Below are 24061 nucleotides of genomic sequence, written 5' to 3'. Positions count from 1 at the left end.
TTGGCCGGGTGCGTATCGCTCGTTTCGCCCATGCCAAGGGAATGTCGTTCGGTGCCGTCGAAGGCGAACCGGAGGCCGGGCCGCAGGGCCTGACCATCGCCGAGATCGAGGGCCACCCGTTCGGCAATCTCTCCTTCAGTGGGGCCCGTTGGGCCCTTTCCGACGTTCGGCTGCTCTCGCCGATCCTGCCCAGCAAGGTTGTCTGCGTCGGCCGCAACTACGCCGACCACGCGGCCGAACTCGGCAACGACGTGCCCAAGGAGCCGCTGCTCTTCCTCAAGCCGTCCACCTCGGTGATCGGCCCTCGGGACGCCATCCGACTGCCGATCTTCTCCAAGCAGGTCGAGCACGAGGCGGAACTCGCGGTCGTGATCGGGGCTCCGGGCGCGCGCCGCGCCGACCGGGCCGCCGCCGAACGCGCGATCTTCGGCTACACGTGCGCCAACGACGTCACCGCGCGGGACCTCCAGCGCTCGGACGGGCAGTGGACCCGGGCCAAGGGCTTCGACTCGTTCTGCCCGATCGGTCCGTGGATCACCACCGGTCTGGACGTCTCCGACCTGGAGATCCGGTGTGAGGTGGGTCGCAACCCGGAGGAGATGGAGGTACGCCAGCTCGGCCGGACGAAGGACATGGTCTTCGACGTACCGGGCCTGGTGTCGTACATCTCGCACGTGATGACTCTGCTGCCCGGCGATGTCGTTCTCACCGGCACTCCGGCCGGGGTTAGCCCGCTCGTCGAGGGGGATACGGTCACCGTGCGGATCGAGGGCATCGGCGAGCTCACCAACCCGGTGGTGCCCGTCGCCTGATTCGTCTGATGCCCCTGTTTCCGCAGCTCACGGGCGGTTCGGGGGGATCGGATTTGGCCTGCCGGCACCGGGAGGGTAAAGTTCACTCCCGGCGCCGCAAGGGGCCAATGGGGTATGGGGTAATTGGCAGCCCGACTGATTCTGGTTCAGTTAGTCTAGGTTCGAGTCCTGGTACCCCAGCGCTGCTGGAATTCGTGAGAATTTCAGACGCTGGATTCTGACGGAGTTTGACTCCGCCCCTCCGGGGGCGGAGGGTGGTCTCTGGTAGAGTGCAGCTCCTCCGCCCGCGAGGGTGGGGGAGCGAAAGTTGTTCTGGCCCCGTCGTCTAGCGGCCCAGGACGCCGCCCTCTCAAGGCGGTAGCGCCGGTTCGAATCCGGTCGGGGCTACATCGTGCACAGCCCGTCTCACCTGGTGAGGCGGGCTGTTTCGTTGTCGCTGTTCGTTTTTCACGGCAGCCCTGCCGCGTCCCGTACCCCGCGATCATGCCGGTCGGCGGTGCCGCTAGACTACAGCCGCACCGCTCGCGAGGGCGGTGAACGGAAGTTCTGGCCCCGTCGTCTAGCGGCCCAGGACGCCGCCCTCTCAAGGCGGTAGCGCCGGTTCGAATCCGGTCGGGGCTACAACCAAGGCTCGTCTCGCTCCGCGAGGCGAGCCTTTCCCATACCCACCCCACCCCCCTCTGGCGCCCCCCTCGGTCTCGGTGATCAAGAGGTTTGCGTCATCGCTTCCGGCGTGTCGTGACGCAAGCCTCTTGATCACCGGTCGAAGACGGGGGAGGAGGGGGTCGGGGGGTGGGGGCCGGGGTGGGGGTTAGAGGCCGGACAGGCGTTGGCCTGCTCTTACTACGGCCATGGCGTGGCGTTCGCCGGGGCGGCGGCCCAGGCGCTCGATCGGGCCGGAGATGCTGACCGAGGCGATCACCCGGCCGGTGCGGTCGCGGATCGGGGCGGAGACGCTCGCCACACCGGCCTCCCGCTCGGCGACGCTCTGCGCCCAGCCACGGCGGCGTACCTCGGCGAGGGTACGGCCGGTGAACTTGCTGCGCGGCAGCAGTGGCATCACCGCCTCCGGTGGCTCCCAGGCGAGCAGGATCTGGGCCGCGGAGCCGGCCGTCATCGGCAGCACCGAGCCGACCGGGACGGTGTCCCGCAGACCGCTGGCGCGCTCCGCCGCCGCCACGCAGATCCGCTCGTCGGCGCGGCGCAGGTAGAGCTGGGCGCTCTCACCGGTGGCGTCGCGCAGCGCGGCGAGCAGCGGCTCGGCGGCGGTCAGCAGGACGTCCGGCGCCGCGTTCGCCAACTCGCCCAGACGGGGGCCTGGTCGCCATCGGCCCTGGGTGTCCCGCACCAGCATCCGATGGATCTCCAGTGCCTGCGCGAGCCGGTGTGCGGTGGCTCGGGGCAGCTTGGTGCGTTCAACGAGTTCGGCCAGGCTGGCGCCGTCCACGCAGGCGGCCAGGATGACCACCGCCTTGTCGAGAACGCCGACACCGCTCATACTGTGTCCCACAAGCCGAAACTTACCTCCCAGAATTTAGGATGTCCAGATGGTGGGAGTCACTCCTGAGCCGAGGACCCTGGCCGAGAAGGTCTGGGACGCGCACGTCGTACGGTCCGCCGCTGGTGAGCCGGACCTGCTCTTCATCGACCTGCACCTGCTGCACGAGGTGACCAGCCCGCAGGCGTTCGACGGGCTGCGGCTCGCCGGGCGCCGGGTGCGTCGTACCGACCTGACCCTCGCGACCGAGGACCACAACACCCCGACCGGGTACGCCGACCCGGCGTTCCGCCTCCGCCGTGGTGACCTGCTCACCATCGCGGACCCCACGTCGCGTACGCAGATCGAGACGCTGCGCCGCAACTGCGCCGAGTTCGGGGTGCGGCTGCACCCGCTCGGTGACGACAACCAGGGCATCGTGCACGTGATCGGCCCGCAGCTCGGTGTCACCCAGCCGGGCATGACGATCGTCTGCGGCGACTCGCACACCGCCACCCACGGCGCGTTCGGCGCGCTCGCCTTCGGCATCGGCACCAGCGAGGTGGAGCACGTGCTGGCCACCCAGACGCTGCCGCAGAGCCGGCCGAAGACGATGGCCGTGAACGTCACCGGCCGCCTCGCCCCCGGCGTCACCGCCAAGGACCTGGTGCTCGCGCTGATCACCCAGGTCGGCACCGGCGGGGGGCGCGGGCACATCGTCGAGTACCGCGGCGAGGCGATCCAGGCCCTCTCCATGGAGGGGCGGATGACCATCGCCAACATGTCCATCGAGTGGGGCGCCAAGGCCGGCATGATCGCGCCGGACGAGACCACCTTCGCGTACCTCAAGGGTCGCCCGAACGCGCCCCAGGGCGCGGACTGGGACGCGGCGCTGGCGTGGTGGCGGACGCTGCCCACCGACGAGGGCGCGCGCTTCGACGCCGAGGTGACCCTGGACGCCAGCCGGGTCACCCCGTTCGTCACCTGGGGCACCAACCCCGGGCAGGGCGCACCGTTGAGCGCGCCGGTACCGGACCCGGAGGAGTTCACCACCGACTCGGAGCGCGCCGCCGCGCGCCGCGCCCTGGAGTACATGGACCTGCGCCCCGGCACCCCGCTGCGGGAGCTGCCGATCGACGTGGTCTTCGTGGGCTCCTGCACCAACGGGCGACTGGAGGACCTGCGGGCCGCCGCCGACGTGCTTCGCGGCCACCGGGTCGCCGACGGCGTCCGGATGCTCGTGGTGCCCGGTTCCGCCGCCGTGCGGGAGGCCGCCGAGGCCGAAGGGCTGGACAAGGTCTTCGCCGACGCCGGCGCCGAGTGGCGGTTCGCCGGCTGCTCCATGTGTCTGGGGATGAACCCCGACACGCTGAAGCCGGGCGAGCGTTCCGCCTCCACCTCGAACCGCAACTTCGAGGGCCGTCAGGGCCGGGGTGGGCGTACCCACCTGGTTTCCCCGCCGGTCGCCGCCGCCACCGCCGTGGCCGGCCGGCTGGCCGCCCCCGCCGACCTGTAGAAGGGACCGAGGAGATGGACAAGTTCACCACCCACACCGGCACCGCCGTGCCGCTGCGCCGGTCCAACGTGGATACCGACCAGATCATCCCCGCCGTGTACCTCAAGCGGGTGACCCGGACGGGCTTCGCCGACGGGCTGTTCAACGCCTGGCGGGAAGACCCGGCATTCGTGCTCAACGATGACAGCTATTCCGGGGCGTCGATCCTCATCGCCGGCCCCGAGTTCGGCACCGGCTCCTCCCGGGAACACGCGGTCTGGGCACTGCGGGACTGGGGCTTCCGGGCGGTGGTGGCTCCGCGCTTCGGCGACATCTTCCGGGGCAACGCCCTCAAGGAAGGTCTGTTGCCGGTCGAGTTGGAATTGAAAGCCGTCGAAGAGTTGTGGGACCTGGTCGAGTCGGATCCGACCACTCCGGTGACCGTCGACCTGACCGCCCGGCAGCTCCGGGCGGGGGAGGCCAGCTGGTCGTTCCCGCTGGACGACTTCAGCCGGTGGCGCTTGCTGGAGGGCCTCGATGACATTGGACTAACCCTCCGCCACGCCGCCGACATCGACTCGTACGAGGCGCGCCGACTGCCGTTCCTGCCCTCCGTGGCATAGCCGTACGCCCGCCCGCACAGCGAATTTCACCCCCACCGGTCCAACCGGTGGGGGTGAATCCGTTGCGACACAAGGGCTTTTTTCTACCGAATGTTTGTGTCTCGGCAGCACAGGGCATAACGTGCGCGCAGAATGGCTCGCGTCGAGTCAGTTGCACAATCGGGAGGAAGTCGTGAACAAGGCCGAGCTCATCGAGGCGCTCGCCGTTCGCCTGGGGGACCGGAAGATGGCGACGGCCGCGCTCGACGCGGTCCTCACCGAGGTCCAGGCGGCGGTCACCAAGGGCGAGAAGGTGGCGATCACCGGATTCGGAGCATTCGAAAAGCGTGTGCGTGGCGCGCGAACAGCGCGCAACCCGCGTACCGGCGAGGCGGTGAAGGTCAAGAAGACGTCAGTCCCGACCTTCCGCCCCGGCGCCGGGTTCAAGGAGATGGTGGCCAGCGGCAAGGTGCCGAAGGCCACGGTGGCGGCGAAGAAGACCGCCACCAGCACCGCCACGGCCAAGGCGGCGGGCACGAAGGCGACCGGCACCAAGGCGGCCACCGCCAAGGCGGCGGGCACCAAGGCGACCACGGCGAAGGCGACCACGGCGAAGGCGGCCAGCAAGAAGACCGCCCCGGCCAAGGCGAGCAAGACCGCCACGGCGACCAAGACGGCCGCCAGCAAGAAGACCGCCCCGGCCAAGGCGAGCAAGAGCACCACGGCGACCAAGACGGCCGCCAGCAAGAAGACCGCCGCGGCGAAGAAGACCACCGCGGCGACCAAGTCGAGCGCGGCGAAGAAGACCACCGCGGCGGCGAGCAAGAGCACGGCGGCAAAGAAGGCGCCGGCGAAGAAGGCTCCGGCCAAGAAGGCGGCCAGCAAGCGCTGACCGACCCACTACGAAAGGGCGTCCACCCGTTGGTGGGCGCCCTTTCGGCGTACGAGCGGACCGTTGACCCGTTCGGTCCGCTCGCGCAGAATCGCCGTGCCGGCCCCCCTCCGCCGGCCCGTCGACGGGAAATGGGGTGCCGGTGCGCTATCGCCAGCTCACCACCGGGACGCTCGCGTTGGGCGTCATCCTCCTCGTCGACGTGCTGCGGGTCTGGCTGCCCGGCATCATCACCATCTTCGGCCAGGCGGCGTCCACCCCGGCCGAGTTGATGGGAGCGTTCGCCCTCGGCTGGTTCGTGCTTTCGCTGGGCGCACCCGCAGTGGTCCGCCGGGTCGGCGCCCGCCCGGTCACGGTTGTCGCCGCCGTCGTGCTCGCCCTCGCCCGGCTCACCCTCACCGCCGCGCCGGGCGGGCACACGCAACTCTGGCTGGCCACCGCCGGACTGCTCGCCGGGCTGGTCTGGCTGGTCGGCGTCGCCGCCGACACCGACCGTCCGGTTCCGGGGCTGGCGTTGGGTTTCGCGGTCAACGCGGCCCTGCACGCGGTGTGGGACACCGTCGACCTGGTCTGGCGGGGCGACTGGGTGGGGTGGCTGCTCAGCTCCGTCGCGGTGCTGCTGTTCCTGCTCGGCACGGCACAGCCCGTCGCCCGGGCCGGTGGCGGTGGCGTGCGAGCCGGTCGCGGTGGCGTGCGGGCCTGGCTCCTGGCCGGGCCGGCGCTGCTGCTGGCCGGAATGGTGGCGCTCTCCCCGGCGCTGGCCCGGACCGGGGTGTCGTACCTGGTCGCCGGGGACGGTGTGGCAGGTTCGCCGTTGTTCGGCCTGGCGCCGGTGCCGGTGGCGGTCGCCGTGTTCCTGTGCACCGCGTCGACCCGGCCGCCCCGGGGGTGGGGCCGCGCGTACGGGCCGGTGGCGCTGCTGGTGGGCGCGGTGCTGTTCGCCCTCGACCGGGGCGACCTGCTCCTTCCGGCCATCCTGCTCGCCGCCGTCGGTCTCGGCGCCTGCCTGGCCCTGACCGACGACGCCAACCGCCCGGCCCCGACGGCAGTGACCGTGCCGGCGAGCACGGAGGGCGACACCACGAGCGTCGGCACCGCTGACGACACCAGCGCGACGGCCGCCCGTCGGGGGTACGCGGTGGCCACCGGCATGCTGGTCTTCGCGCTGGCGGCGGTCGGGTACTACTCCGCCTACGACCTCGGATACCCCAACGCGGCGGTGCCGGTGGTGGTGGCCGGTCTGGTCGCCGTCGTGGCGTTCACCGCCCAGCCGGTCGTCCAGTGGCTCCCCGGGCCGTTTCCGCCGCTACGGGCCGCCACGGCGGTCACCGCGCTGGCGCTGCTGGCGCCGGTGGTCGCCGACGAGGTTCCGGTGGCCAGCAACCGGGACGGTCCACCGGCACGACTGACCGTGGTGGCGTACAACATCCGGATGGGCTTCGGGCTGGACGGTCGGTTCGACCTGCGCGGGCTCACCGAGGCGGTCGACCGGCAACGCCCCGACGTGGTGCTGCTCAGCGAGGTGGACCGTGCCTGGCTGCTCAACGGTGGGCACGACACCCTGGACGTGTTGGCCGACCGGCTCGGCATGCCGTACGTCTTCGGGCCGGCCGCCGACCCGGTCTGGGGTGACGCGGTGCTCAGCCGTTGGCCGATGGACGATCCGCGTAGCCTCCCACTGCCGGCCGTCGGTGCGCCCACCGGAGCACAGGCCCTCGCCGTCACGCTGGACCTGGGCGACGGCGTCCGTACCGCCGTGGTCAGCACCCACCTGCAACCGCCACCCGGGCAGGGCCCGGTGGTCCAGGCCCGCGCGGTCGCCGACTTCGCCACCCGGTACGCCGCCGGCCGACCGTTGGTGGTGGCCGGCGATCTGAACACCGAGCCGGGAGACGAGGCGTTCGGGCAGTTCACGGCCGCCGGGCTGGTCGACGCGTTGGCTGTCGCCCGACCGCTGGCGACCAGCCCCGCCGACGACCCTCGTGAACAGATCGACCACATCTTCGTCTCGGCCGGTCTGACCCCCAGCGACCCGGTCGCGCCCCGCAGCACGGCCAGCGACCACCTGCCGGTCGCGGTGACCCTGACCCTCCCGCCGCGCTGACGAGGCCGGGCCCGTCGAGCGCGGCCCTACAGGCGGTCGGCGGTCAACAGTCGGTCGGCGGTGAAGGCGAGCAACCAGCCGCCGCCCTTGGGAGTGGCGAAGTCTTCGTCGGTGCGCCCGGTCAGCCGCTGCAGGGCGCCCGGCAGCACCTTGCCCTGGCCGCACACCGCCACCTGCCCGCCGGCGACGGCCAGCTCCAGCAGCCGGGCGGCGGTGGCCAGGATCTGCTCGTCGCTCTGCTGGCCGGGCTGTGGCTCGTCCAGGTCGCCGCAGATCTCGATCGGCAGGTCGAGCAGCGCGGCGGCCGGGTCCAGTGTCTGCACACACCGTCGCGGTGACGCCGACACCAGCCGGGCCGGCCGGATCAGGGCGATCAGCCCGGCCAACGCGGTCGCCTGGGCCCAGCCCTCGGCGTCCAGGGGCCGCCCGACGTCCGGGCCGGACCAGGTGGCCCGCTTACCGGCGTGCGCGTGCCGGACCAGCGCGACGGTCGCGGTCACCGACGGCAGCGCGGCGAACGCCGCCAGCACCTCGGCGTCGTGGGGGTAGCTGACCAACCGGATCGCGTCGTCCACCGCGAGCCAGCGGATGTCGTCCACCTCGGTGCCCGGTTGGAAACCCCCGCTGGACACCGCGAGCATCGACCAGTAGTCGACCAGCTTGGGCTGCCCCTCGCTGCGGTACCGCACCGACGGCAGCCGCACCTGCGGCACGCCCCGCACGTCGGCCTCCTCGGCCACCTCGCGGACCGCCGCCGCCAGCGCATGCTCGCCCGGCTCCAACTTGCCCTTCGGCAGCGTCCAGTCGCCGTAGCGGGGGCGGTGCACCACGCAGACGTGCACGCCGTCGGCGGTCGGCCGCCAGGCCACCCCGCCCGCCGCGCGGATGCCGGTCACGGCAGCCAACTCGTCCGCCGTCGTCGGGTGGCCCGGTGCCAGGCCGCCGGGAAGGAAGCCCGCATCCGGTGTACGGAGGCGCGTTCCCGCTCGGCGAGCCGCCCGGCGGTGACCGCCAGCTCGTGGTCGTCCGGCCGCTCGGCGGCGATCTCCAGCCAGGTGTCCGCCGCCACCGCCGCGTCCTGGTGCTCGCCGAGCACGTCCTGCACGCGGGCCAGGGCGCGGGACAGCCGGCGCGCTCCCTTGCCGACCGTCGGTGCCACCGCGTTGACCGCGTACCGGGCCTGCTTGGCTTCCTTGCGAACGGCGTGCCAACTGTCGTCCGGCGACTGCGCGTCGAGCCCGTCGACGCCGTCCGGCCCGGTCAACCGTGCCCAGGGTCGGGCCACCAGCGCGGGGAGCGCCTCCGCCGCGTGCGCGGTCGCCCGGCGGGTGAGCCGGGGCGAGGCGGAGGCCAGCACCAGGGAGTCCACCAGGGCCAGGTAACGCGCGCTGCGCAAGGCCTCGTCGATGACGGCGAGTGCCGATCGCTGCCGTGCGGCGAGCACCTCGTCCAGCCGGCCCACCGCGGCCTCATCCAGCGGGCTGAGCGGATCCGCGTCGGCGGTACGTCGCAGCCGCGCCCGCAACACCTCGGCGTCACGGGCCGCGCCGAGGACACCGGCCAGCCACCGCAGCTCGGTGCGCAGAGGACGGGACCAGGTCTTGCGAATCAACGGTGTGAAGGTGCGCAGGTCACTGCGGAGTCGTCGGCAGGCCACCCGCATCTGGTGAACAGCGGTGTCGCCGCCGGCCGCCGGGGCTCGTAGCCGGACCAGCGGGTCGTGCGCCAGCAGTCGGCGGATCTCCTTACGGAGCGCCTCGGTCACCACGTCACCGGCGGTCGGCTCGGCGGGCAGGCCGGCCGGCGCGACCAGGTCCGGATCGGCCTGCGCCGTCGCGCCCAGCGCCCGTACGTGCTTCGGGGTGAACGACCCGCCCTGGGCGCCAGCCTCGCGCAGTACCGTGCCGACCCGGTCGAGCAGTGCCCGGTCGCCGGCCTTGCGCTCGACCTCAAGCTCGCGGAACGTGTCGGTGGTGGCGCCCGAGTCGTCCAGCACTGTCACCCGGTCGTCCACCACCTCGGCGAGCACCGTGCCGGCCCTGTCGCACACCTCGTACGCGTGCCGGACCGTCCGGACCACCGTCACCGGGGCCAGCGGCGCCCCCCGGTGCAGGACGGTCACCAGCTCCACCAGCTCCGGCGGCGGCTGCCCCTTCGGACCCGGGCGGGAGACCTCGTGCCGGACGCCCGGCGTGTCGGTCGGTAGTTTCACCGTCCAGGGCAGCTCGTCGCCCCGGCGGTGACGCAGCGACGCACCGGCGCGGGCCAGCCTCAGGTCGACCGTGTCGAGGTAGCGGGCGACAAGCGTCACCGGTGGCAGCGCCCGGACCCGGCCCCCGGCAGGTGCCGTGGCGGCCAGGTCCGGTAGCACGTAGGTGTCGTCCACCTCGTACTTCTGCTCCTCCTCGACCATCAACCCAGCCTATGCGCTGATCGGTCAGCCGGCCGTGCCACCGACGCGGCGCAACAGCAGTTCCTGCAGATGCGCCCGGGCGTTGTCGTCGGCGCTGGTACGCCGGGTCCAGCTCCCGTCGCTGGCCAGCTCGAACGCGTCCACGTCCGGGCTCATGGCAGCGGTCAGCACCTGGTCCAGTTCGGCGCGCGCGATCGGGTCGCTCACCTGCACCAGCGCCTCCACCCGGCGGTCCAGGTTGCGGTGCATCAGGTCGGCCGAACCCATCCAGAACTCGGCCTCTCCGTTGTTGCCGAACCGGAAGACCCGGGAGTGCTCCAGGAATCGGCCGAGGATCGAGCGGACCCGGATGTTCTCCGACAGGCCGGGCACCCCGGGGCGCAGCGTGCACATGCCCCGGATGAGCAGGTCGACGTGGACGCCGGCCTGGGAGGCCCGGTACAGCGCGTCGGTCACCCCCTCGTCGACCAGCGAGTTGACCTTGAACTGGACCAGGCCGGGCATGCCCAGCCGGACGTGCGAGACCTCCCGCTCGATGCGCTCGATGAGGCCGGTGCGGATGCCCTGCGGGGCGACCAGCAACCGCCGGTACGCGGTCTGCCGGCTGTAGCCGGTGAGCACGTTGAACAGGTCGGTGAGGTCGGCACCGATCTCCGGGTCGGCGGTGAGCATGCCGAAGTCCTCGTACAGCCGGGCGGTCTTGGGGTGGTAGTTGCCGGTGCCGATGTGGCAGTAGCGGCGGATCTGGTTGCCCTCCTGGCGGACCACCAGCGCGGTCTTGCAGTGCGTCTTGAGGCCGACCAGGCCGTACACCACGTGGCAGCCGGCACGCTCCAACGTGCGGGCCCAGCCGATGTTCGCCACCTCGTCGAAGCGGGCCTTCACCTCCACCAGCACCACCACCTGCTTGCCGGCGGCAGCCGCGTCGACCAACGCGTCGACGATCGGGGAGTCGCCGCTGGTGCGGTAGAGGGTCTGCTTGATGGCCAGCACGTTCGGGTCGGCGGCGGCCTGCTCGATGAAGCGCTGCACGCTCGTCGCGAACGAGTGGTACGGGTGGTGCACCAGGATGTCCCCGTCGCGCAGGGTGGCGAAGACGCTGCGCGGCACCTCGCCCTCGGCGAGCCGGGGATGGGTGGCCGGCACGAACGGCGGGTCCTTGAGGTCCGGCCGGTCGGCCTCGCCGTAGACCTGCCACAGCGCGGACAGGTCCAGCAGGCCGGGCACGCGCAGCACGTCCTGGTCGTCCATGTCCAGCTCGCGGACGAGAAGCTCCAACATGTGGTCGGAGATCGACGCGGCCACCTCCAGCCGGACCGGCGGGCCGAACCGCCGCCGGGCCAGCTCCCGTTCCAGGGCCTGCAGCAGGTCCTCGTCGCGGTCCTCGTCGACCTCCACCTCGGCGTTGCGGGTGACCCGGAACAGGTGGCACTCGACCACCTGCATGCCGCTGAACAGCTGCCCCAGGTGCACCGAGATCAGGTCTTCCAGGGGCAGCATCCGTACGCCCGGCTGGCCCCGGTCGACCCGGACGAAGCGGGGGACGTTGTTGGGCACCTTCACCCGGGCGAACAGCTCGGAACCGCCGTCGGGGTCACGAACCGCCACCGCCAGGTTCAGCGACCGCCCCGAGATGTATGGGAACGGGTGCGCCGGGTCCACCGCGAGCGGGGTCAGCACCGGGAAGATGTGCTCCCGGAAGTAGGTGCGCAGCCGTTCCCGCTCCGGGTCGCCCAACTCGCTCCAGCGCAGGATGCGGATGCCCTCGTCGGCCAGCCTGGGCAGCACGTCGTCCACGAAACAGGCGGCGTGCCGGGCGACCAGCGCGGCCGTGCGCTCCGCGATCAGCTCCAACTGGGTACGCAGCGGCAGCCGGTCCCCGCCGCGCACCGGCAGGCCGGCGGAGAGTCGCCGCTTCAGCCCGGCGATCCGCACCATGAAGAACTCGTCGAGGTTGCTGGCGAAGATCGCCAGGAACTTGGCCCGTTCGAGCAGCGGGGTGCGCTGGTCCTCGGCCAGGGTGAGCACGCGGGCGTTGAAGTCGAGCCAGGAGAGCTCCCGGTTGAGGAAACGCTCCTCGGGCAGCGGCGCCGGTGGTTCGTCGGCCTTCTCCTCGGCGGCGGTCGGGAGGTCGTCCGGCAGGACCTGGTGGGCTCCGGTGGTGGCCGGGGCGTCCACCTCGTTGCTCGTCGGCGCGGGGTCGAGGATCTCGTCCAGCCCGGAGGAGGCGGCCCCCGGGTCGTCGGCGAGGGTGTCGGCGCGGGCGGCGCCGGCCCGTTCGGCGCGGGACGGGCGGAAGCGCCCGTCGGTGCCGCGCGCGCGGGAACCGTTGCGGAGGTCGGTGGCGGGCGGGTGGGCCGGTTGCTCGCGAGGGGTGCTCACCCGCTCATAATCACCCGATTACGGTGAACGCAAAATGAACTTGGGCTCGCCGGTTCAGATCATCGTCGGCAATGTCACCCGGACTACCGCACCGTCGGGATCGGTGTCGATGTGAACCCGCTGGCCGAGCCGGAGAAGTCGCAGCCCGGAGGCGTCGAAGGCCCGCGCGGGGAAGCGCATCTCGGTGCCGTCGTCGAGCAGCAGGACGCCGCTTCGTGTCGCCGCGTCGTAGCTGGCCACCGTGCCCTGCATGCTGGCACCGTACACCGGGGGGTCAGCCTGCGGCGCGGGCCGGGCGGGTCAGCCTGCGGAGTGCGCGGGGCGGTCGGTGGCGACGAGGGCGGCGGTGTGCGGCCCCAGCCCGAGCCGGGTGGCGGCGGTCAGGTCCGCGGGGGTGTCCACGTCCCGGCGCAGGCTGGGCCAGTCTCCGGTCAGTGGCAGCGCCCCGCTCGCCGCGTGCGCGACGGCCGAGCCCACCCCGAACCGGGGATCCAGCGGAACGCCGGGCGGGGCGGTGAGCAGAACCGTGCCGCTGCCGGGTGCGTCCGGCACGAACCGGCGTACCCCCGGCCGGCCGTTCTGGGCCGCGAGCAGGGCGACGGCCAGTTCGGCCGGGCGCAGCGCCGGCAGGTCCGCGGTGAGCCCGGCCACCCAGCCGGCGGTGGTCCCGGTCGCGCCGTGCCGGAACGCCGCGTTCAGGCCGGCGTCCGGCCCGTCGGGCAGCACCCGCGCGCCGGCCGCCCGCGCCGCCGCCGCCACACGCGCGTCGTCCGTGACCACCAGGGCCTCGGCGACCGCCGGGCAGGCCAGCACCGCGCGGAGGGTGTCGGCCGCAAGGGCCAGCGCCAGCTCCTCGTGCGGTACGCCGGACAGCGCGCCCCGCAGTCGGCTCTTGGCCGCGCCCAGATGCTTCACCGGCACCACCACGGCCCACCTCGGCTGACTCACGTCCGCAATCCTGCCAGCCGGACGACGGGACCCTCGCTGGCCGTACCGGGGGCGAGCAGGCATGATTTCCGCTGCGGGTGTCGCGGGCGGGGTTTCGCGGCGGGGTTGCGGCGCGATGAGGAGGCACAGTGGCACGGCGGAGGCTGGGGTTCTGGCAACGGTTCGCCGTGGGGTTGGTCAAGCCCGTGATGACCGTGTGGACCCGCCGGGCCTGGAGTGGCCAGGAACACCTCGGCGGCGACGGCGGCGTGATCATCGTGGCGAACCACCTCTCGCACGCCGACCCGCTGGTCTCCGCGCACTTCATCTACGACTCCGGGCGTTGGCCGCAGTACCTGGGCAAGGCCAGCGTGTTCCGGGTGCCGGTGGTCGGCTGGATCCTGCACCGGTGCCTGCAGATCCCGGTCGAGCGGGGCAGCGTCGACGCGGTCCGCTCCCTGGACGCGCTGGTCGGCGCGCTCGACCAGGGCGGTGCCGTGGTCATCTATCCGGAGGGCACCACCACCCGGCAGCCGGAGCTGTGGCCGATGAAGGCGAAGACCGGCGCGGCCCGGCTGGCCCTGGCCACCGGCGCACCCGTCGTACCGGTGGTGATGTGGGGGCCGGAGCAGATCTTCGATCCACGCACCAGTCGCGTGAACCTGCGCCCCCGGATCCCGGTGACCGTCGTCGCCGGGGAACCGATCGACCTGAGCCGGTGGGCGGACGCCCAGCCGACCCGGGCCACCCTCGAAGAGATGACGGACACCATCATGTTGCGGCTGCGGGACATGCTCGCCGAGATCCGTGGTGGCACCCCGCCGCCGCTGTGGGAGCGACCGGCCAGGTCCTCCGCCGGCCGTGAGCAGCAGGGTGAAGCGGCATGAGCGGGCACGTCGCGGTCCTCGGCGCCGGTTCCTGGGGCACCGCGTTCGCCAAGATCCTCGCTGACGCGGGTCGGGACGTGACGGTGTGGGCGCGCCGCGCGCCGGTCGCCGAGAGCATCCGGGCCGAGCGCCGCAACCCGGACTACCTGCCGGACCTGCTGCTGCCGGCCCGGGTCACCGCCACCGCCGACGCCGCCGAGGCGATCACCGGCGCCGAGGTGGTGGTCCTGGCGGTGCCGTCGCAGACCCTGCGCGGCAACCTCGCCGAATGGGCCGGGCACCTACACCCGGATTCCACCCTGGTGTCGTTGATGAAGGGCATCGAACTCGGCACCACCAAGCGGATGAGCGAGGTCATCGTGGAGACCGCCGGGGTCGCCGCGGACCGGGTGGTCGTGGTGTCCGGTCCGAACCTGGCCCCGGAGATCGCTGCCGAGCAACCCGCCGCGACCGTGGTCGCCGGAACGAACAGCCACCGTACGACGCTCGTGCAGGCGTCGATCCGGACGCCGTACCTGCGCCCGTACACCAACGACGACGTGATCGGCTGCGAGCTGGGCGGGGCGGTCAAGAACGTGATCGCCCTGTCGTACGGCATCGCCACCGCGATGGGTTTCGGCGACAACACCCGGGCCATGTTGATGACCCGTGGGTTGGCCGAGACGGCCCGGCTGGGCGTGGCGCTCGGCGCGGACCCGATCACCTTCGCCGGCCTCGCGGGCATGGGCGACCTGGTCGCCTCCTGTTCCTCGCCGCTGGCCCGCAACCGCACCTTCGGGGAGCACCTGGGCCGGGGCGAGACGCTGGAGCAGGCCCAGACCGCCACCCGGCAGACCGCCGAGGGCGTGAAGAGCTGCCTGGCGATCCGCGACCTGGCCCGCGCGCACGGCGTGGAGATGCCGATCACCGAGCACGTCGAGCGGATCTGCCACGAGGGGATGGACCCGCGCCTCGCCGTGGAGACCCTGATGAGCCGCACCGCCAAGCCCGAGTCGTACGAGTGAGGATCCGATGAGCGAGTGGGGAGACGGCACCCGCTGCGTACGCGCCGGCCTGCCTGAGCCGACACCGGGGGACCCGTTCCTGCCGGGGCCGGTCTTCGCCGCGCCGTACCATCTCGACCCGTTCCAGGGCCAGGGCACGTCGCCGAACGGCTACGGTCGCCCGGACAACCCGACCCGGCGGTTGCTGGAGGCGGCCGTGGGCGAGTTGGAAGGCGGTGAGTGCCGTGTCTTCGCCACCGGTCAGGCGGCGATCACCGGCCTGCTGCTGACCCTGCTGCGCCCCGGGGACACCGTCGTGCTGCCCACCGACGGATACTTCCCGGTCCGGGCGTTCGCCACCGACGTGCTGGAGGCGATCGGCGTCCGGGTGCTCTTCGTGCCGACCGTCGGGCCGTACCCGTCGTTCGAGGGTGTCCGGCTGGTGCTGGTGGAGACGCCGGCGAACCCGGGCCTGGACGTGGTCGACGTGGCGGCCCTGGCCGAGAGGGCGCACGCCGCCGGCGCGCTGCTCGCGGTGGACAACACCACGGCCACTCCGCTCGGTCAACGCCCGCTCGACCTCGGTGCCGACCTGGTGGTCGCCTCGGGCACCAAGGCGCTCACCGGCCATTCCGACCTGCTGCTGGGTTACCTGGCCAGCCGGTCCACCGAGCTGATCGCGGCGGTGACGACCTGGCGGACGACCACCGGATCGGTTCCGGGAGCGTTCGACGCCTGGTTGGCACACCGGTCGCTGGCCACCCTCGACCTGCGGCTGGCTCGGCAGAGCGCGAACGCCGCCGCGGTCGTCGACCTGCTCGCCGGCCGCTCGGACGTGACGGGCCTGCGCTGGCCGGGGCGGCCGGACGACCCCGCGTACCCGGTGGCCTCGGCCCAGATGCGCCGGATGCCGGGGGTGCTCTCGTTCGACCTGGGGAGCGCCGACCGGGTGGGCCGGTTCATCGAGGCCGCCCGGCTGGTGGCGGCGGCGACCTCCTTCGGCGGCCTGCACACCACGGCGGACCGGCGGGAACAGTGGGGTGACGACACCGCACCGGGCTTCGTCCGGCTCTCCTGCGGGGCGGAGGACACCGCGGACCTGGTGGCCGACATCGCCGCCGCGTTGGACGCCGCCGGGCCGGTCTGAGGTCGCTGGTGGCACCACCGTCACCGACCGACCGGGCCACCCTCGTGGGCCGGCTGCGCGCCGCCGGCTGCGTCTACGCCGAGGACGAGGCCGAGCTGCTGCTGGCCGCCGCCGACTCCCCGACCACGTTGGCCGAGTTGACCGACCGGCGGGTGGCCGGCGAACCGCTGGAGTACCTGCTCGGTTGGGCGGAGTTCGCCGGTCTGCGGATCGCCGTCGACGCCGGCGTCTTCGTGCCGCGTGCCCGGACCGCCCTGCTGGTCCAAGTGGCGGCCGAGGTGACCGGCCCGGAGCCGGCCGTCGTCGACCTGTGCTGCGGGTCCGGGGCCACCACCGTCGCGCTGGCGCACCGACTCAGACCACGCTGGCTGGCCGCTGCCGACATCGACCCGGCGGCCGTGGCGTGTGCGAGGCGCAACGTCGTCGGGCTGAATGCCGAGGTGTACGAGGGTGATCTCTTCGCTCCGCTGCCCCGGCAGTGGCGGGGTCGGCTGGACCTCGTGGTCGCCAACGCCCCGTACGTGCCGACCGACGCGGTGGCGCTGATGCCCCCGGAGGCGCGGCTGCACGAGGCCCCGGTGGCGCTCGACGGCGGGCCGGACGGGCTCTCCGTGCTGCGCCGGGTGGGCGTCGACGCCGCGCACTGGCTGACCCCCGGTGGACACCTGGTGGTCGAGGCCGGCACCACCCAGGCGTCGGTGCTCTGCGACGCGTTCAGCGCCGCCGGTCTGGTCCCCACCGTGCGACAGGACGAGGACCTGGAAGCCACCGCAGTCGTCGCCCAACGCCCGACCTGACCCCCTCAACCGGTCGATCATGGAGTTGTGGTGTCCAGTTTGCACCACATAGCGTTATTTACTCCCCGCCACAACTCCATGATCGACGGGGAGGGGGTGGGGTCGGAGCTGGGCGGGGTGGCCGGGCATGGCGGGGGCGAGGGCTTGGCACTAGCCTCGGCTCACACTCACGACGGCGAGAGGCGGTTTCGGTGGGCAGCGCAGGGGTGCCGGTGGTCGTCGGGTTGGACAACGGCGGCACGAGCAACAACGCCACCGTGCTGACGGTGGACGGCCGGTTCCTGGTGGACGGGCTGCTGGAGATCCCCAGCGAGGTGCAGGCCGGGCCGGACGCCGCGATCGAGGCGCTGGGCCGGGCGCTGGACGGTGCGCTGGCGCAGACCGGAGTCCCGCGCGAACTGGTCCAGGCGGTCGGCCTGGACACGCCCGGCCCGGCCAGCGCCGACGGCGTCATCTCGTCCCGGGGTTCCACCAACTTCTCCCAGCCGGCCTGGCGGGGCTTCGACGTGCGCGGAGCGCTGGAACGACGGCTCGGCCTGCCGGTGGTCTACCACAACGACGGCAACGCGGCTGCCCTCTACGCCCACCACGTGCACTTCGGCGCCGACGCGATGAACCGCTCGTCGGTGTCCGCGATCGTCGGCACCGGCCTCGGCGGTGGTGTGGTCGAAGGTGGTCGGGTGATCGCCGGCGCGGCCGGCATGGCCGGGGAGCTCGGCCACGTGCACATCCCGCTGACCGGGCTGCTCGGCCCAGGTCAGCCGGAGCCCACCTGTGCCTGCGGCTTCATCGGTGACGTCGAGAGCGTCGCCTCGCTGACCGGCATCGAGCGCAACCTGCTGCCCTACTGGCTGACCCGGTACCCGGACCACCCGCTCGCCGCCGAACCGGCGGCCCGGGCCGCCAAGCTGGTGCGCGGGTACGGCGAACGGGGGGACGCCCTCGCACGGGACCTGTTCACCCAACAGGCGATGGCGCTGGGACGGCTGTTCACCCTGGCGGCGAACTTCACCGACCCGCATGCGTACTTCGTCGGTGGTGGGGTGGTCGAGGCGGCGCCGGAGTTCCGCGACTGGTTCCTCGCGACGGTCCGCGAGCACACCGTGCTCCGCGAGGAGCAGGCGGCCGTGGCCACCTTCGCGCTGGTGCCGGACCGGGACATGGCCGGTGCCCGGGGCGTGGCCATCGCCGCCCTGGAGAGGCTACGTGCCGCCCCGGAACCCCGTCCGTTGGTCGCCTGAGCCCGCCCGCATCCGCCCGCCGCGCGCCCTCGCGGGCGGCACGGCGGTCGGTCGGCAGGTGGTGTGTCCGGTCCGGTGCGCGGCGGAGGCAGGTCTGGTCAGGGGCGCGGTGGTGCCTGGGCGAAGGCCGCCCATGCCGCCGTCGCGAACAGCAGGGCCGGGCCGGCCGGGTCCTTGGAGTCGCGGACGGCCACCAGCCGTGGCAGCGCGGCAACCTCGACGCAGGCGCCTTCATCGCCGCTGCGGCTGCTCTTGCGCCACGCCGCTACGGCCAAGGCCGCTGTGATTGTCGGTGTCATCGGTCCTACCGTCCCTTCAGGACTGACAGGAGCATCTCGCGGCTGTCCGCCGGGCTGAGCGCCACGCTCCGGAGATGCTCCATGATCTTGGTGCAGGTTCGCGTCTCGCCGGCCCGGTCGAGGATCATCTGACCTGCGACGGTCTCCACCGAGGCGATGATCGGATCCTCCGGGTCGGCGAACTCGAGGATGTGCAGCGAGCCCCGCGTGCCCCGGTGGTAACCGGCGGAGAGCGGGATGACCTGGACGCTGATGTTCGGCAGTTCGGCCATCTTGACCAGGTGTCGCAGTTGCCCGTTCATCACCGACTGGTCGCCGACCGGGCGTAGCAACGCGCCCTCGTCGATGATCGCGTCGAAGATGGGCGGGTTGTCGCCGGTGAGCCGTTGTTGACGGTCCAGCCGGACCTTGACCCGTTGCTCCACCAGGTCGTCGCCGAGGGTGTGCGGCCCGCCGCGCATCACGCCACGGACATAGTCCGGGGTCTGCAGCAGGCCGGGCACCACCGAGGGCTCGAAGTTGGCGATGGCGGTCGCCTCGGCCTCCAGCGCGATGAAGTCGATGGTGCGCGGATCCAGCAGGTACGAGTACGACACCCACCAGCCGGGCTTGCGGGCGTCCTTGGCGAGCAGCACCGCTGCGGCCACCTCCTCGGCACTCACCCCGTACGACGTGAGCAGGGCGCGCACGGTGGCGGGGGTGATCAGGGTCTGGGCGTTCTCGTACCGGGAGAGGGTGCTGCGGGTGCTGTTGATCTCATCCGCCGCGGTTTCCAGCGTCAGGCCGGCGGCTTCCCGGTGATGGCGCAGGGCGATGCCGAGCCGGCGGGCACGGGCGGTCTTGGGGGCCATGCATCGATGGTCGCATACATTTGCGGGAACGTCTGCATGAGAGAACGTCGATGAGAGTTGCATTCATGGCTCTACACATGTCAATCTGTTACCGCGTCCTCACCGCCGGTTGTCGTGGCGACGGTGGTGGTGAGCGACCGGAGGGGATGGGGCGCGCGGCGATCGGGTTTCTCCCCCGTACCCGATCGTCGCGTGCCGCCCCGCCATCCCGGCCCGCCGGAAGGAGACGACGTGGGAACCTGTCCGGAGCCTCCCGCCGTGGACGCGGGCGGCCTTCGATGACCCGCTTCCTCGTGGTACTCACCGACGTGCGCCCGGTCGAGGGCGTCGAGCGCAACGAGCGGGTCGCGCCGGAGCGGCGTCGGCAGGTGGTCGGCGCCAGCAGTCGCGAGGCCGCCGAGCGGATCGCCGGAGCGTTCATGGCATTGGGCATGGTGCGGGCCGGCCGGCAACGGGTGAAGGTGATAGCGGTCGGTCGCCGGCATTCCCGGGACTGAATAGGCCCAGGTCACCGGTCTGCGAGAGCGCCACCGCCCCGTCACGCACCGTATATCCTCTGTTGACCGATTGCCGTGTCGTGCTGCGGCTCGCCGGGTATCGCCTCGCCCTGTCGCCACGCACAGTAAGGTCAACCGGGTGAGCGCCACCGGCGAGCACGACCAGCCGCAGTCGCGTACGAAGAGGTGACCGGAGTGACCACCCCAGGCAAGACCCGCGTGGCGATCGTGTTCGGCGGCCGCAGCCCGGAGCACGGCATCTCCTGCGTCAGCGCTGGCAGCGTGTTCGCCGCGCTCGACCCGGACGAGTTCGAGGTCGTGCCCGTCGGCATCACCCGGGCCGGCCAGTGGGTGCTGACCAACGGAGATCCCGCCCAGCTCGCGATCAACGCCCGTCAGTTGCCGGAGATCACCTCCGATTCCGGCGACGACATCGTGCTGCGCGCCGACCCCACCGGCAACGGGCTGATGGTGCTCGACCCGACCGAGGGTCCACGGGTGCTGGCCGACGTGGACGTGGTCTTCCCGGTGCTGCACGGCGCGTACGGCGAGGACGGCACCATCCAGGGAATGCTGGAGATGGCCGGCATCCCCTACGTCGGGGCGAACGTGTTCGCCTCCGCCGCTGCCATGGACAAGGAGTTCACCAAGAAGCTCTGTGCCGTCGAGGGCATCCCGGTCGGCGCGTACGCCGTGCTGCGCAACGGGATGACGCTCAGCGAGCAGGACAAGGAGCGGCTGGGCCTGCCGGTCTTCGTCAAGCCGTCCCGGGCCGGGTCGTCGTTCGGCGTCAGCAAGGTCAGCGACTGGGCCCAGTTGGACGACGCGGTCGCCGCCGCCCGGAAGTTCGACCCGAAGGTCATCATCGAGGCCGCGATCGTCGGCCGCGAGATCGAGTGCGGTGTGCTGGAGGGCGAGGCCGGCGGCGCACCGGAGGCGTCCGTGCTGGCCGAGGTGCGGGTCGTCGCCGACCACGACTTCTACGACTTCGAGGCGAAGTACCTCGACGACTCCTGTGAGTACGACATCCCGGCCAACCTGCCGGAGCGGGTGACCCGTCAGGTGCAGGAGTACGCCGTCCGCGCGTTCACCGCGCTGGACTGCGCCGGCCTGGCCCGGGCGGACTTCTTCGTCACGCCCGAGCTGGACGTCTACCTCAACGAGATCAACACGATGCCCGGGTTCACCCCGACGTCGATGTTCCCGCGAATGTGGGCGGCTGCCGGCCTGGAATATCCAAAGCTGGTCAACCGACTGATCCGCACCGCCCAGCGGCGCGGCGTCGGCCTGCACTGAGCCACCCGGTCCCGCCCGCCGTACGTCAGCCGGTGCGGGGCCCGCTCAGCGTTGGCAGCCGGTGCGGGGCCGGGTCAGCGTTGGCAGCCGGACGGGATGCCCGCTCAGCTCTGGCAGCCGGACGGGATGGCGCCCCCGGACGGCACGGTCGCCACGATCGTGCTGGAGATGGCCGGCACCCACTGCAACGGCTGCTCGTACGAGCGGGGGACCCGCACGGTGATCAGGGTCTCCCGGTCGACGGTGCTGAGCACGGTCTCGTCGGCCTGCTCGGCCAGGTGCCAGCAGACCCGGTTGACCGTCCAGACCTCGTCGGTGCTCGGGAACGTCGGCTCGGCGCCGCCGCAGGCCACGGTGAGCGCGGGGTCGCCGTACGCGGCGTTCTGCTCGGGGCCGGCGGTCACCGGCCGCTGGGCCAGATCGCGGATGCTCGCCGGTAGCTGGGAGAGCAGAGCCCGGCAGACGGTGGCCGGGCGAGCGGCCAGCGCCGGGGCGGCCATCTGCACCGGGGTGGTGGACTGCACCCGGGCGGTGGTGGCGGACGGGCTCGGCGCGGCGGCCGGCGTCTCCGGGGCGAGCTTGGTGAAGGCCAGCACGGCCACCAACAACGTGATCGGCAGCGCGATCAACGTGGCCAGCAGGGCGGCGCCGCGGATGGTCCGGTCCCGACCGGCCGGCGCGGCGGCGGCCGGGTCGGCCGGTTCGCGGTTACCGTCAGCCGGCCCGCGTGTCCCGTCGGTCGGCTCGCGTGTCCCGTCGTCGTCCAGAGCGGAGGAGGAGGTCGTCATCTCGTCCACTTACAGCCGCACCACCGAACACGTGAGGGTGCGGGTGATGCCGGGCACCATCTGCACCTTGCTGACGATGAGTTTGCCGAGCTCGTCGACCGTGTTCGCCTCGGTGAGAACGACCACGTCGTACGGCCCGGTGACGGCGTCGACGCGCACGACGCCGGCGATGTCCGCGATGAGACCCGCCACGTCGCGTGCGCGGCCGACCTCGGTCTGGATGAGGATGTACGCCTGTACCACGACTCGACCTCCGTCCGTCGCCGCTCGGGAGCGGCCCGAAGGGTGAAACTACCTTACGGACCAGGTCTGATCCCTATCGGTGGTCAAGGAGCAGCGGTGAGCGAGCAGGGCGGGGCCGGGCGGCCCGGGCGGAACGCCGGCGGTGGCGTCAGCGTGTCCGGGATCGGGGAGTTCGGGCTGATCGAAAAGATCACCGCTCGACTGTCGTACGGGCCGACGACCCTGGTCGGTCCAGGTGACGACGCGGCGGTGGTGACCGCGCCGGACGGTCGGGTGGCGGCCTCCACCGACGTGCTGGTCGACGGCCGACACTTCCGGCGGGACTGGTGCTCGGCCCGGGACGTCGGGCACAAGGCGGCGGCGGCCAACCTGGCGGACATCGCGGCGATGGGCGCGACGCCGACGGCACTGCTGGTCGCCCTCTGCATGCCGGCGGACCTGGAGACCGGCTGGGCCGAGGAGTTGGCCGACGGCCTGTCCGCGGAGGCGGCGACGGTCGGCGCGAGCGTGGTCGGCGGGGACATGTCCTCCAGCCCCACGCTGACCGTCGCGGTCACCGCGCTGGGCGACCTGGAAGGGCGTCCGCCGGTGCTGCGTTCCGGGGCCCGTCCGGGGGACGTGCTCGCCCTGGCCGGGCGCACCGGGCACGCGGCAGCCGGGCTGACCGTGCTCACCCGGGGCTTCCGGACCCCCCGGCTGCTGGTCGAGGCGTACCGGCGGCCACAGGTTCCCTACCCGGCTGGTCCGCAGGCCGCCAAGCTCGGCGCCACCTCGATGATCGACGTGTCGGACGGGCTGCTCGCCGATCTCGGGCACGTGTCGACGGCGAGCGGGGTGGCCATCGACGTCCGCCGGGAGGCGTTCGAGGTGCCCCGGCAGATGGCCGACGCCGCGCAGGCGCTCGGCGTCGACCCGTACACCTGGATCCTGGCCGGTGGCGAGGACCACGCGCTGGCCGCGACCTTTCCCCCGGCGGCGGCGTTGCCGCCGGACTGGCGGCCGATCGGCGTGGTCACGCACGGTGCCGGGGTGACGGTCGACGGCGGGCCCTACGACGGCCCGACCGGCTGGGACCACTTCCGGTAGGGCCTGGCGCCCGCCGTACCCTGGATACCGTGAGTGAGATCGAGATCCGGGTGGTGCGGTTCGACGCACCGGTGGCACAGCAGTTGATCCAAGCCGCACTGGCCGACCTCGGTGCCCGCTACGGCGGCTCCGGCGACGACACCCCGGTGGACGCGACCGAGTTCGAGTCACCCGACGGCGCGTTCCTGGTCGCCTACCTGGCTGGTGAGCCGGTCGGCTGCGGCGGCTGGCGCAGCCACGGCCCGGACACCGCGGAGCTGAAGCGGATGTACACGGCCCCGGCGGCGCGGGGGCGGGGCGTGGCCCGCACGGTCCTGGCGGCCGTCGAGCGCTCGGCGCGCGAGCAGGGCCGCAAGCGGGTGGTCCTGGAGTGCGGAGACAAGCAGCCCGAGGCGATCGCCATGTACCGCTCCGCCGGATACGAGCGGATCCCGAACTTCGGCTTCTACAAGGACGCGGAGGGCTGCGTCTCCTTCGGTCGCACCCTCTGACCTGCGGGTCTGTGGCGAGCGGCCTTCGGGGTGCGAACACGACAGAGCCGGCGGACCTCAGGGTCCGCCGGCTGAGCCGTACGAGAAAGTGGGTGCTACCGCGTCAGGCGCGGGTGACCTTGCCGGCCTTGATGCACGAGGTGCAGACCTTCAACTTCTTGGTGTTGCCGCCACCGGCCGGGGTACGCACCGACTGGATGTTCGGGTTCCAGCGGCGGTTGGTCCGCCGGTGCGAGTGGGACACGTTGTGGCCGAAGCCCGGTCCCTTGCCACAGACGTCGCACACGCTAGCCACGGGATACTCCTGGGATTGATACGTTCATGGGGTCGCCGGCAGGTGCTGCCCGGGCA

Annotated in this window: 25 protein-coding genes and 3 tRNA genes; 17 read left to right on the top strand and 11 right to left on the bottom strand. The window is 72.3% G+C overall.

Annotated features, from left to right (window positions below):
- The first annotated feature begins 8 nt into the window (after positions 1-8).
- From ABGB10_RS05675 to ABGB10_RS05660, 4 genes are all read left to right on the top strand, one after another.
- Positions 9-812: a fumarylacetoacetate hydrolase family protein gene (locus tag ABGB10_RS05675; protein ID WP_145785131.1), complete on the top strand. Its 804-nt coding sequence runs from the start codon at positions 9-11 to the stop codon at positions 810-812.
- Between the two features lie 108 nt (positions 813-920).
- Positions 921-992, top strand: a tRNA-Gln gene (locus ABGB10_RS05670).
- 134 nt (positions 993-1126) lie between these two features.
- Positions 1127-1199, top strand: a tRNA-Glu gene (locus ABGB10_RS05665).
- A gap of 161 nt (positions 1200-1360) precedes the next feature.
- A tRNA-Glu gene (locus ABGB10_RS05660) sits at positions 1361-1433 on the top strand.
- A 190-nt stretch (positions 1434-1623) separates the two neighbouring features.
- Here the strand turns inward: ABGB10_RS05660 and ABGB10_RS05655 are convergent.
- On the bottom strand, positions 1624-2310 hold the full coding sequence (locus ABGB10_RS05655; RefSeq protein ID WP_007456408.1) for an IclR family transcriptional regulator: 687 nt from the start codon (positions 2308-2310) through the stop codon (positions 1624-1626).
- A 49-nt stretch (positions 2311-2359) separates the two neighbouring features.
- Between ABGB10_RS05655 and leuC the strand changes: the two genes are divergently transcribed.
- The 4 genes from leuC (at position 2360) to ABGB10_RS05635 (ending at position 7382) form a co-directional block, all read left to right on the top strand.
- Positions 2360-3805, top strand: a complete 1446-nt coding sequence (gene leuC / locus ABGB10_RS05650) for a 3-isopropylmalate dehydratase large subunit (protein WP_347659783.1) — start codon at positions 2360-2362, stop codon at positions 3803-3805.
- A gap of 14 nt (positions 3806-3819) precedes the next feature.
- A complete protein-coding gene (gene leuD, locus ABGB10_RS05645; protein ID WP_347659782.1) occupies positions 3820-4407 on the top strand; it encodes a 3-isopropylmalate dehydratase small subunit in 588 nt (195 codons plus the stop codon).
- Between the two features lie 172 nt (positions 4408-4579).
- Positions 4580-5278 carry an HU family DNA-binding protein gene (locus tag ABGB10_RS05640; protein ID WP_347659781.1) on the top strand — a complete coding sequence of 233 codons (699 nt, stop codon included), beginning with the start codon at positions 4580-4582 and terminating at the stop codon, positions 5276-5278.
- Between the two features lie 142 nt (positions 5279-5420).
- The gene (locus ABGB10_RS05635; RefSeq protein ID WP_347659780.1) at positions 5421-7382 is read left to right on the top strand and encodes an endonuclease/exonuclease/phosphatase family protein; all 1962 of its coding nucleotides are present in this window, start codon (positions 5421-5423) and stop codon (positions 7380-7382) included.
- A gap of 26 nt (positions 7383-7408) precedes the next feature.
- Here ABGB10_RS05635 and ABGB10_RS05630 read toward each other — a convergent pair whose 3' ends face one another.
- The 5 genes from ABGB10_RS05630 to cofC are packed head-to-tail and all read right to left on the bottom strand — an operon-like array spanning position 7409 to position 13125.
- Entirely contained in the window at positions 7409-8287 is an 879-nt protein-coding gene (locus ABGB10_RS05630) for an NUDIX hydrolase (protein WP_347659779.1), read from the bottom strand.
- Positions 8275-9795, bottom strand: a complete 1521-nt coding sequence (locus ABGB10_RS05625) for a CYTH and CHAD domain-containing protein (RefSeq protein ID WP_347659778.1) — start codon at positions 9793-9795, stop codon at positions 8275-8277. The genes ABGB10_RS05630 and ABGB10_RS05625 overlap by 13 nt, the downstream gene beginning before the upstream one ends.
- 24 nt (positions 9796-9819) lie before the next feature.
- Positions 9820-12177: an RNA degradosome polyphosphate kinase gene (locus ABGB10_RS05620; RefSeq protein ID WP_347659777.1), complete on the bottom strand. Its 2358-nt coding sequence runs from the start codon at positions 12175-12177 to the stop codon at positions 9820-9822.
- A gap of 54 nt (positions 12178-12231) precedes the next feature.
- Positions 12232-12429, bottom strand: a complete 198-nt coding sequence (locus ABGB10_RS05615; RefSeq protein WP_278137883.1) for a cold-shock protein — start codon at positions 12427-12429, stop codon at positions 12232-12234.
- Between the two features lie 48 nt (positions 12430-12477).
- Positions 12478-13125 carry a 2-phospho-L-lactate guanylyltransferase gene (cofC, locus tag ABGB10_RS05610; RefSeq protein WP_347659776.1) on the bottom strand — a complete coding sequence of 216 codons (648 nt, stop codon included), beginning with the start codon at positions 13123-13125 and terminating at the stop codon, positions 12478-12480.
- 128 nt (positions 13126-13253) lie between these two features.
- On the opposite strand from cofC, the gene ABGB10_RS05605 reads away from it, so the two are divergent.
- From ABGB10_RS05605 to ABGB10_RS05585, 5 genes are all read left to right on the top strand, one after another.
- Positions 13254-13991 (top strand): lysophospholipid acyltransferase family protein, encoded by a 738-nt coding sequence (locus ABGB10_RS05605; RefSeq protein ID WP_347659775.1) that lies wholly within the window; start codon positions 13254-13256, stop codon positions 13989-13991.
- On the top strand, positions 13988-14995 hold the full coding sequence (locus ABGB10_RS05600) for an NAD(P)H-dependent glycerol-3-phosphate dehydrogenase (RefSeq protein WP_347659774.1): 1008 nt from the start codon (positions 13988-13990) through the stop codon (positions 14993-14995). Before ABGB10_RS05605 ends, ABGB10_RS05600 begins: the two co-directional genes overlap by 4 nt.
- A gap of 7 nt (positions 14996-15002) precedes the next feature.
- Positions 15003-16121, top strand: a complete 1119-nt coding sequence (locus ABGB10_RS05595) for a cystathionine gamma-lyase (protein WP_347659773.1) — start codon at positions 15003-15005, stop codon at positions 16119-16121.
- Positions 16122-16129: 8 nt separating this feature from the next.
- Positions 16130-16918 carry a putative protein N(5)-glutamine methyltransferase gene (locus ABGB10_RS05590; RefSeq protein WP_347659772.1) on the top strand — a complete coding sequence of 263 codons (789 nt, stop codon included), beginning with the start codon at positions 16130-16132 and terminating at the stop codon, positions 16916-16918.
- A gap of 191 nt (positions 16919-17109) precedes the next feature.
- A complete protein-coding gene (locus ABGB10_RS05585; RefSeq protein ID WP_347659771.1) occupies positions 17110-18159 on the top strand; it encodes an ROK family protein in 1050 nt (349 codons plus the stop codon).
- A gap of 98 nt (positions 18160-18257) precedes the next feature.
- Here ABGB10_RS05585 and ABGB10_RS05580 read toward each other — a convergent pair whose 3' ends face one another.
- Entirely contained in the window at positions 18258-18458 is a 201-nt protein-coding gene (locus ABGB10_RS05580; protein ID WP_347659770.1) for a DUF397 domain-containing protein, read from the bottom strand.
- Between the two features lie 5 nt (positions 18459-18463).
- Positions 18464-19309, bottom strand: a complete 846-nt coding sequence (locus ABGB10_RS05575; RefSeq protein ID WP_347659769.1) for a helix-turn-helix transcriptional regulator — start codon at positions 19307-19309, stop codon at positions 18464-18466.
- A gap of 278 nt (positions 19310-19587) precedes the next feature.
- Between ABGB10_RS05575 and ABGB10_RS05570 the strand changes: the two genes are divergently transcribed.
- Complete coding sequence (locus ABGB10_RS05570; protein WP_347659768.1) at positions 19588-19806, top strand: hypothetical protein; 219 nt, start codon at positions 19588-19590, stop codon at positions 19804-19806.
- Between the two features lie 195 nt (positions 19807-20001).
- The gene (locus tag ABGB10_RS05565; protein ID WP_347659767.1) at positions 20002-21102 is read left to right on the top strand and encodes a D-alanine--D-alanine ligase family protein; all 1101 of its coding nucleotides are present in this window, start codon (positions 20002-20004) and stop codon (positions 21100-21102) included.
- A gap of 104 nt (positions 21103-21206) precedes the next feature.
- Here ABGB10_RS05565 and ABGB10_RS05560 read toward each other — a convergent pair whose 3' ends face one another.
- Entirely contained in the window at positions 21207-21899 is a 693-nt protein-coding gene (locus ABGB10_RS05560) for a DUF3515 family protein (RefSeq protein WP_347659766.1), read from the bottom strand.
- Positions 21900-22133, bottom strand: coding sequence for an Lrp/AsnC ligand binding domain-containing protein (locus ABGB10_RS05555; RefSeq protein WP_007456453.1), 234 nt, complete (start codon positions 22131-22133; stop codon positions 21900-21902).
- 153 nt (positions 22134-22286) lie between these two features.
- Here ABGB10_RS05555 and ABGB10_RS05550 point away from each other — a divergent pair, with 153 nt between their 5' ends.
- Both ABGB10_RS05550 and ABGB10_RS05545 read left to right on the top strand, forming a co-directional pair.
- On the top strand, positions 22287-23219 hold the full coding sequence (locus tag ABGB10_RS05550) for a thiamine-phosphate kinase (protein ID WP_347660145.1): 933 nt from the start codon (positions 22287-22289) through the stop codon (positions 23217-23219).
- A 29-nt stretch (positions 23220-23248) separates the two neighbouring features.
- Entirely contained in the window at positions 23249-23710 is a 462-nt protein-coding gene (locus tag ABGB10_RS05545; RefSeq protein WP_347659765.1) for a GNAT family N-acetyltransferase, read from the top strand.
- Between the two features lie 103 nt (positions 23711-23813).
- Here the strand turns inward: ABGB10_RS05545 and rpmB are convergent, their stop codons facing one another.
- The gene (rpmB, locus tag ABGB10_RS05540; protein WP_011905179.1) at positions 23814-24005 is read right to left on the bottom strand and encodes a 50S ribosomal protein L28; all 192 of its coding nucleotides are present in this window, start codon (positions 24003-24005) and stop codon (positions 23814-23816) included.
- Between the last annotated feature and the right edge of the window lie 56 nt (positions 24006-24061).

Source organism: Micromonospora sp. B9E7 (assembly GCF_039871815.1).
Taxonomy (GTDB): Bacteria; Actinomycetota; Actinomycetes; order Mycobacteriales; family Micromonosporaceae; genus Micromonospora.
This window is presented reverse-complemented; position numbering and strand designations above follow the sequence as displayed.

Coding starts and splice junctions, on each gene's coding strand:
- ABGB10_RS05655 (WP_007456408.1), bottom strand. CDS start 2,310: ATGAGCGGTGTCGGCGTTCTCGACAAGGCGGTGGTCATCCTGGCCGCC.
- leuC (WP_347659783.1), top strand. CDS start 2,360: ATGGTGGGAGTCACTCCTGAGCCGAGGACCCTGGCCGAGAAGGTCTGG.
- leuD (WP_347659782.1), top strand. CDS start 3,820: ATGGACAAGTTCACCACCCACACCGGCACCGCCGTGCCGCTGCGCCGG.
- ABGB10_RS05625 (WP_347659778.1), bottom strand. CDS start 9,795: ATGGTCGAGGAGGAGCAGAAGTACGAGGTGGACGACACCTACGTGCTA.
- ABGB10_RS05615 (WP_278137883.1), bottom strand. CDS start 12,429: ATGCAGGGCACGGTGGCCAGCTACGACGCGGCGACACGAAGCGGCGTC.
- ABGB10_RS05600 (WP_347659774.1), top strand. CDS start 13,988: ATGAGCGGGCACGTCGCGGTCCTCGGCGCCGGTTCCTGGGGCACCGCG.
- ABGB10_RS05595 (WP_347659773.1), top strand. CDS start 15,003: ATGAGCGAGTGGGGAGACGGCACCCGCTGCGTACGCGCCGGCCTGCCT.
- ABGB10_RS05580 (WP_347659770.1), bottom strand. CDS start 18,458: ATGACACCGACAATCACAGCGGCCTTGGCCGTAGCGGCGTGGCGCAAG.
- ABGB10_RS05575 (WP_347659769.1), bottom strand. CDS start 19,309: ATGGCCCCCAAGACCGCCCGTGCCCGCCGGCTCGGCATCGCCCTGCGC.
- ABGB10_RS05570 (WP_347659768.1), top strand. CDS start 19,588: ATGACCCGCTTCCTCGTGGTACTCACCGACGTGCGCCCGGTCGAGGGC.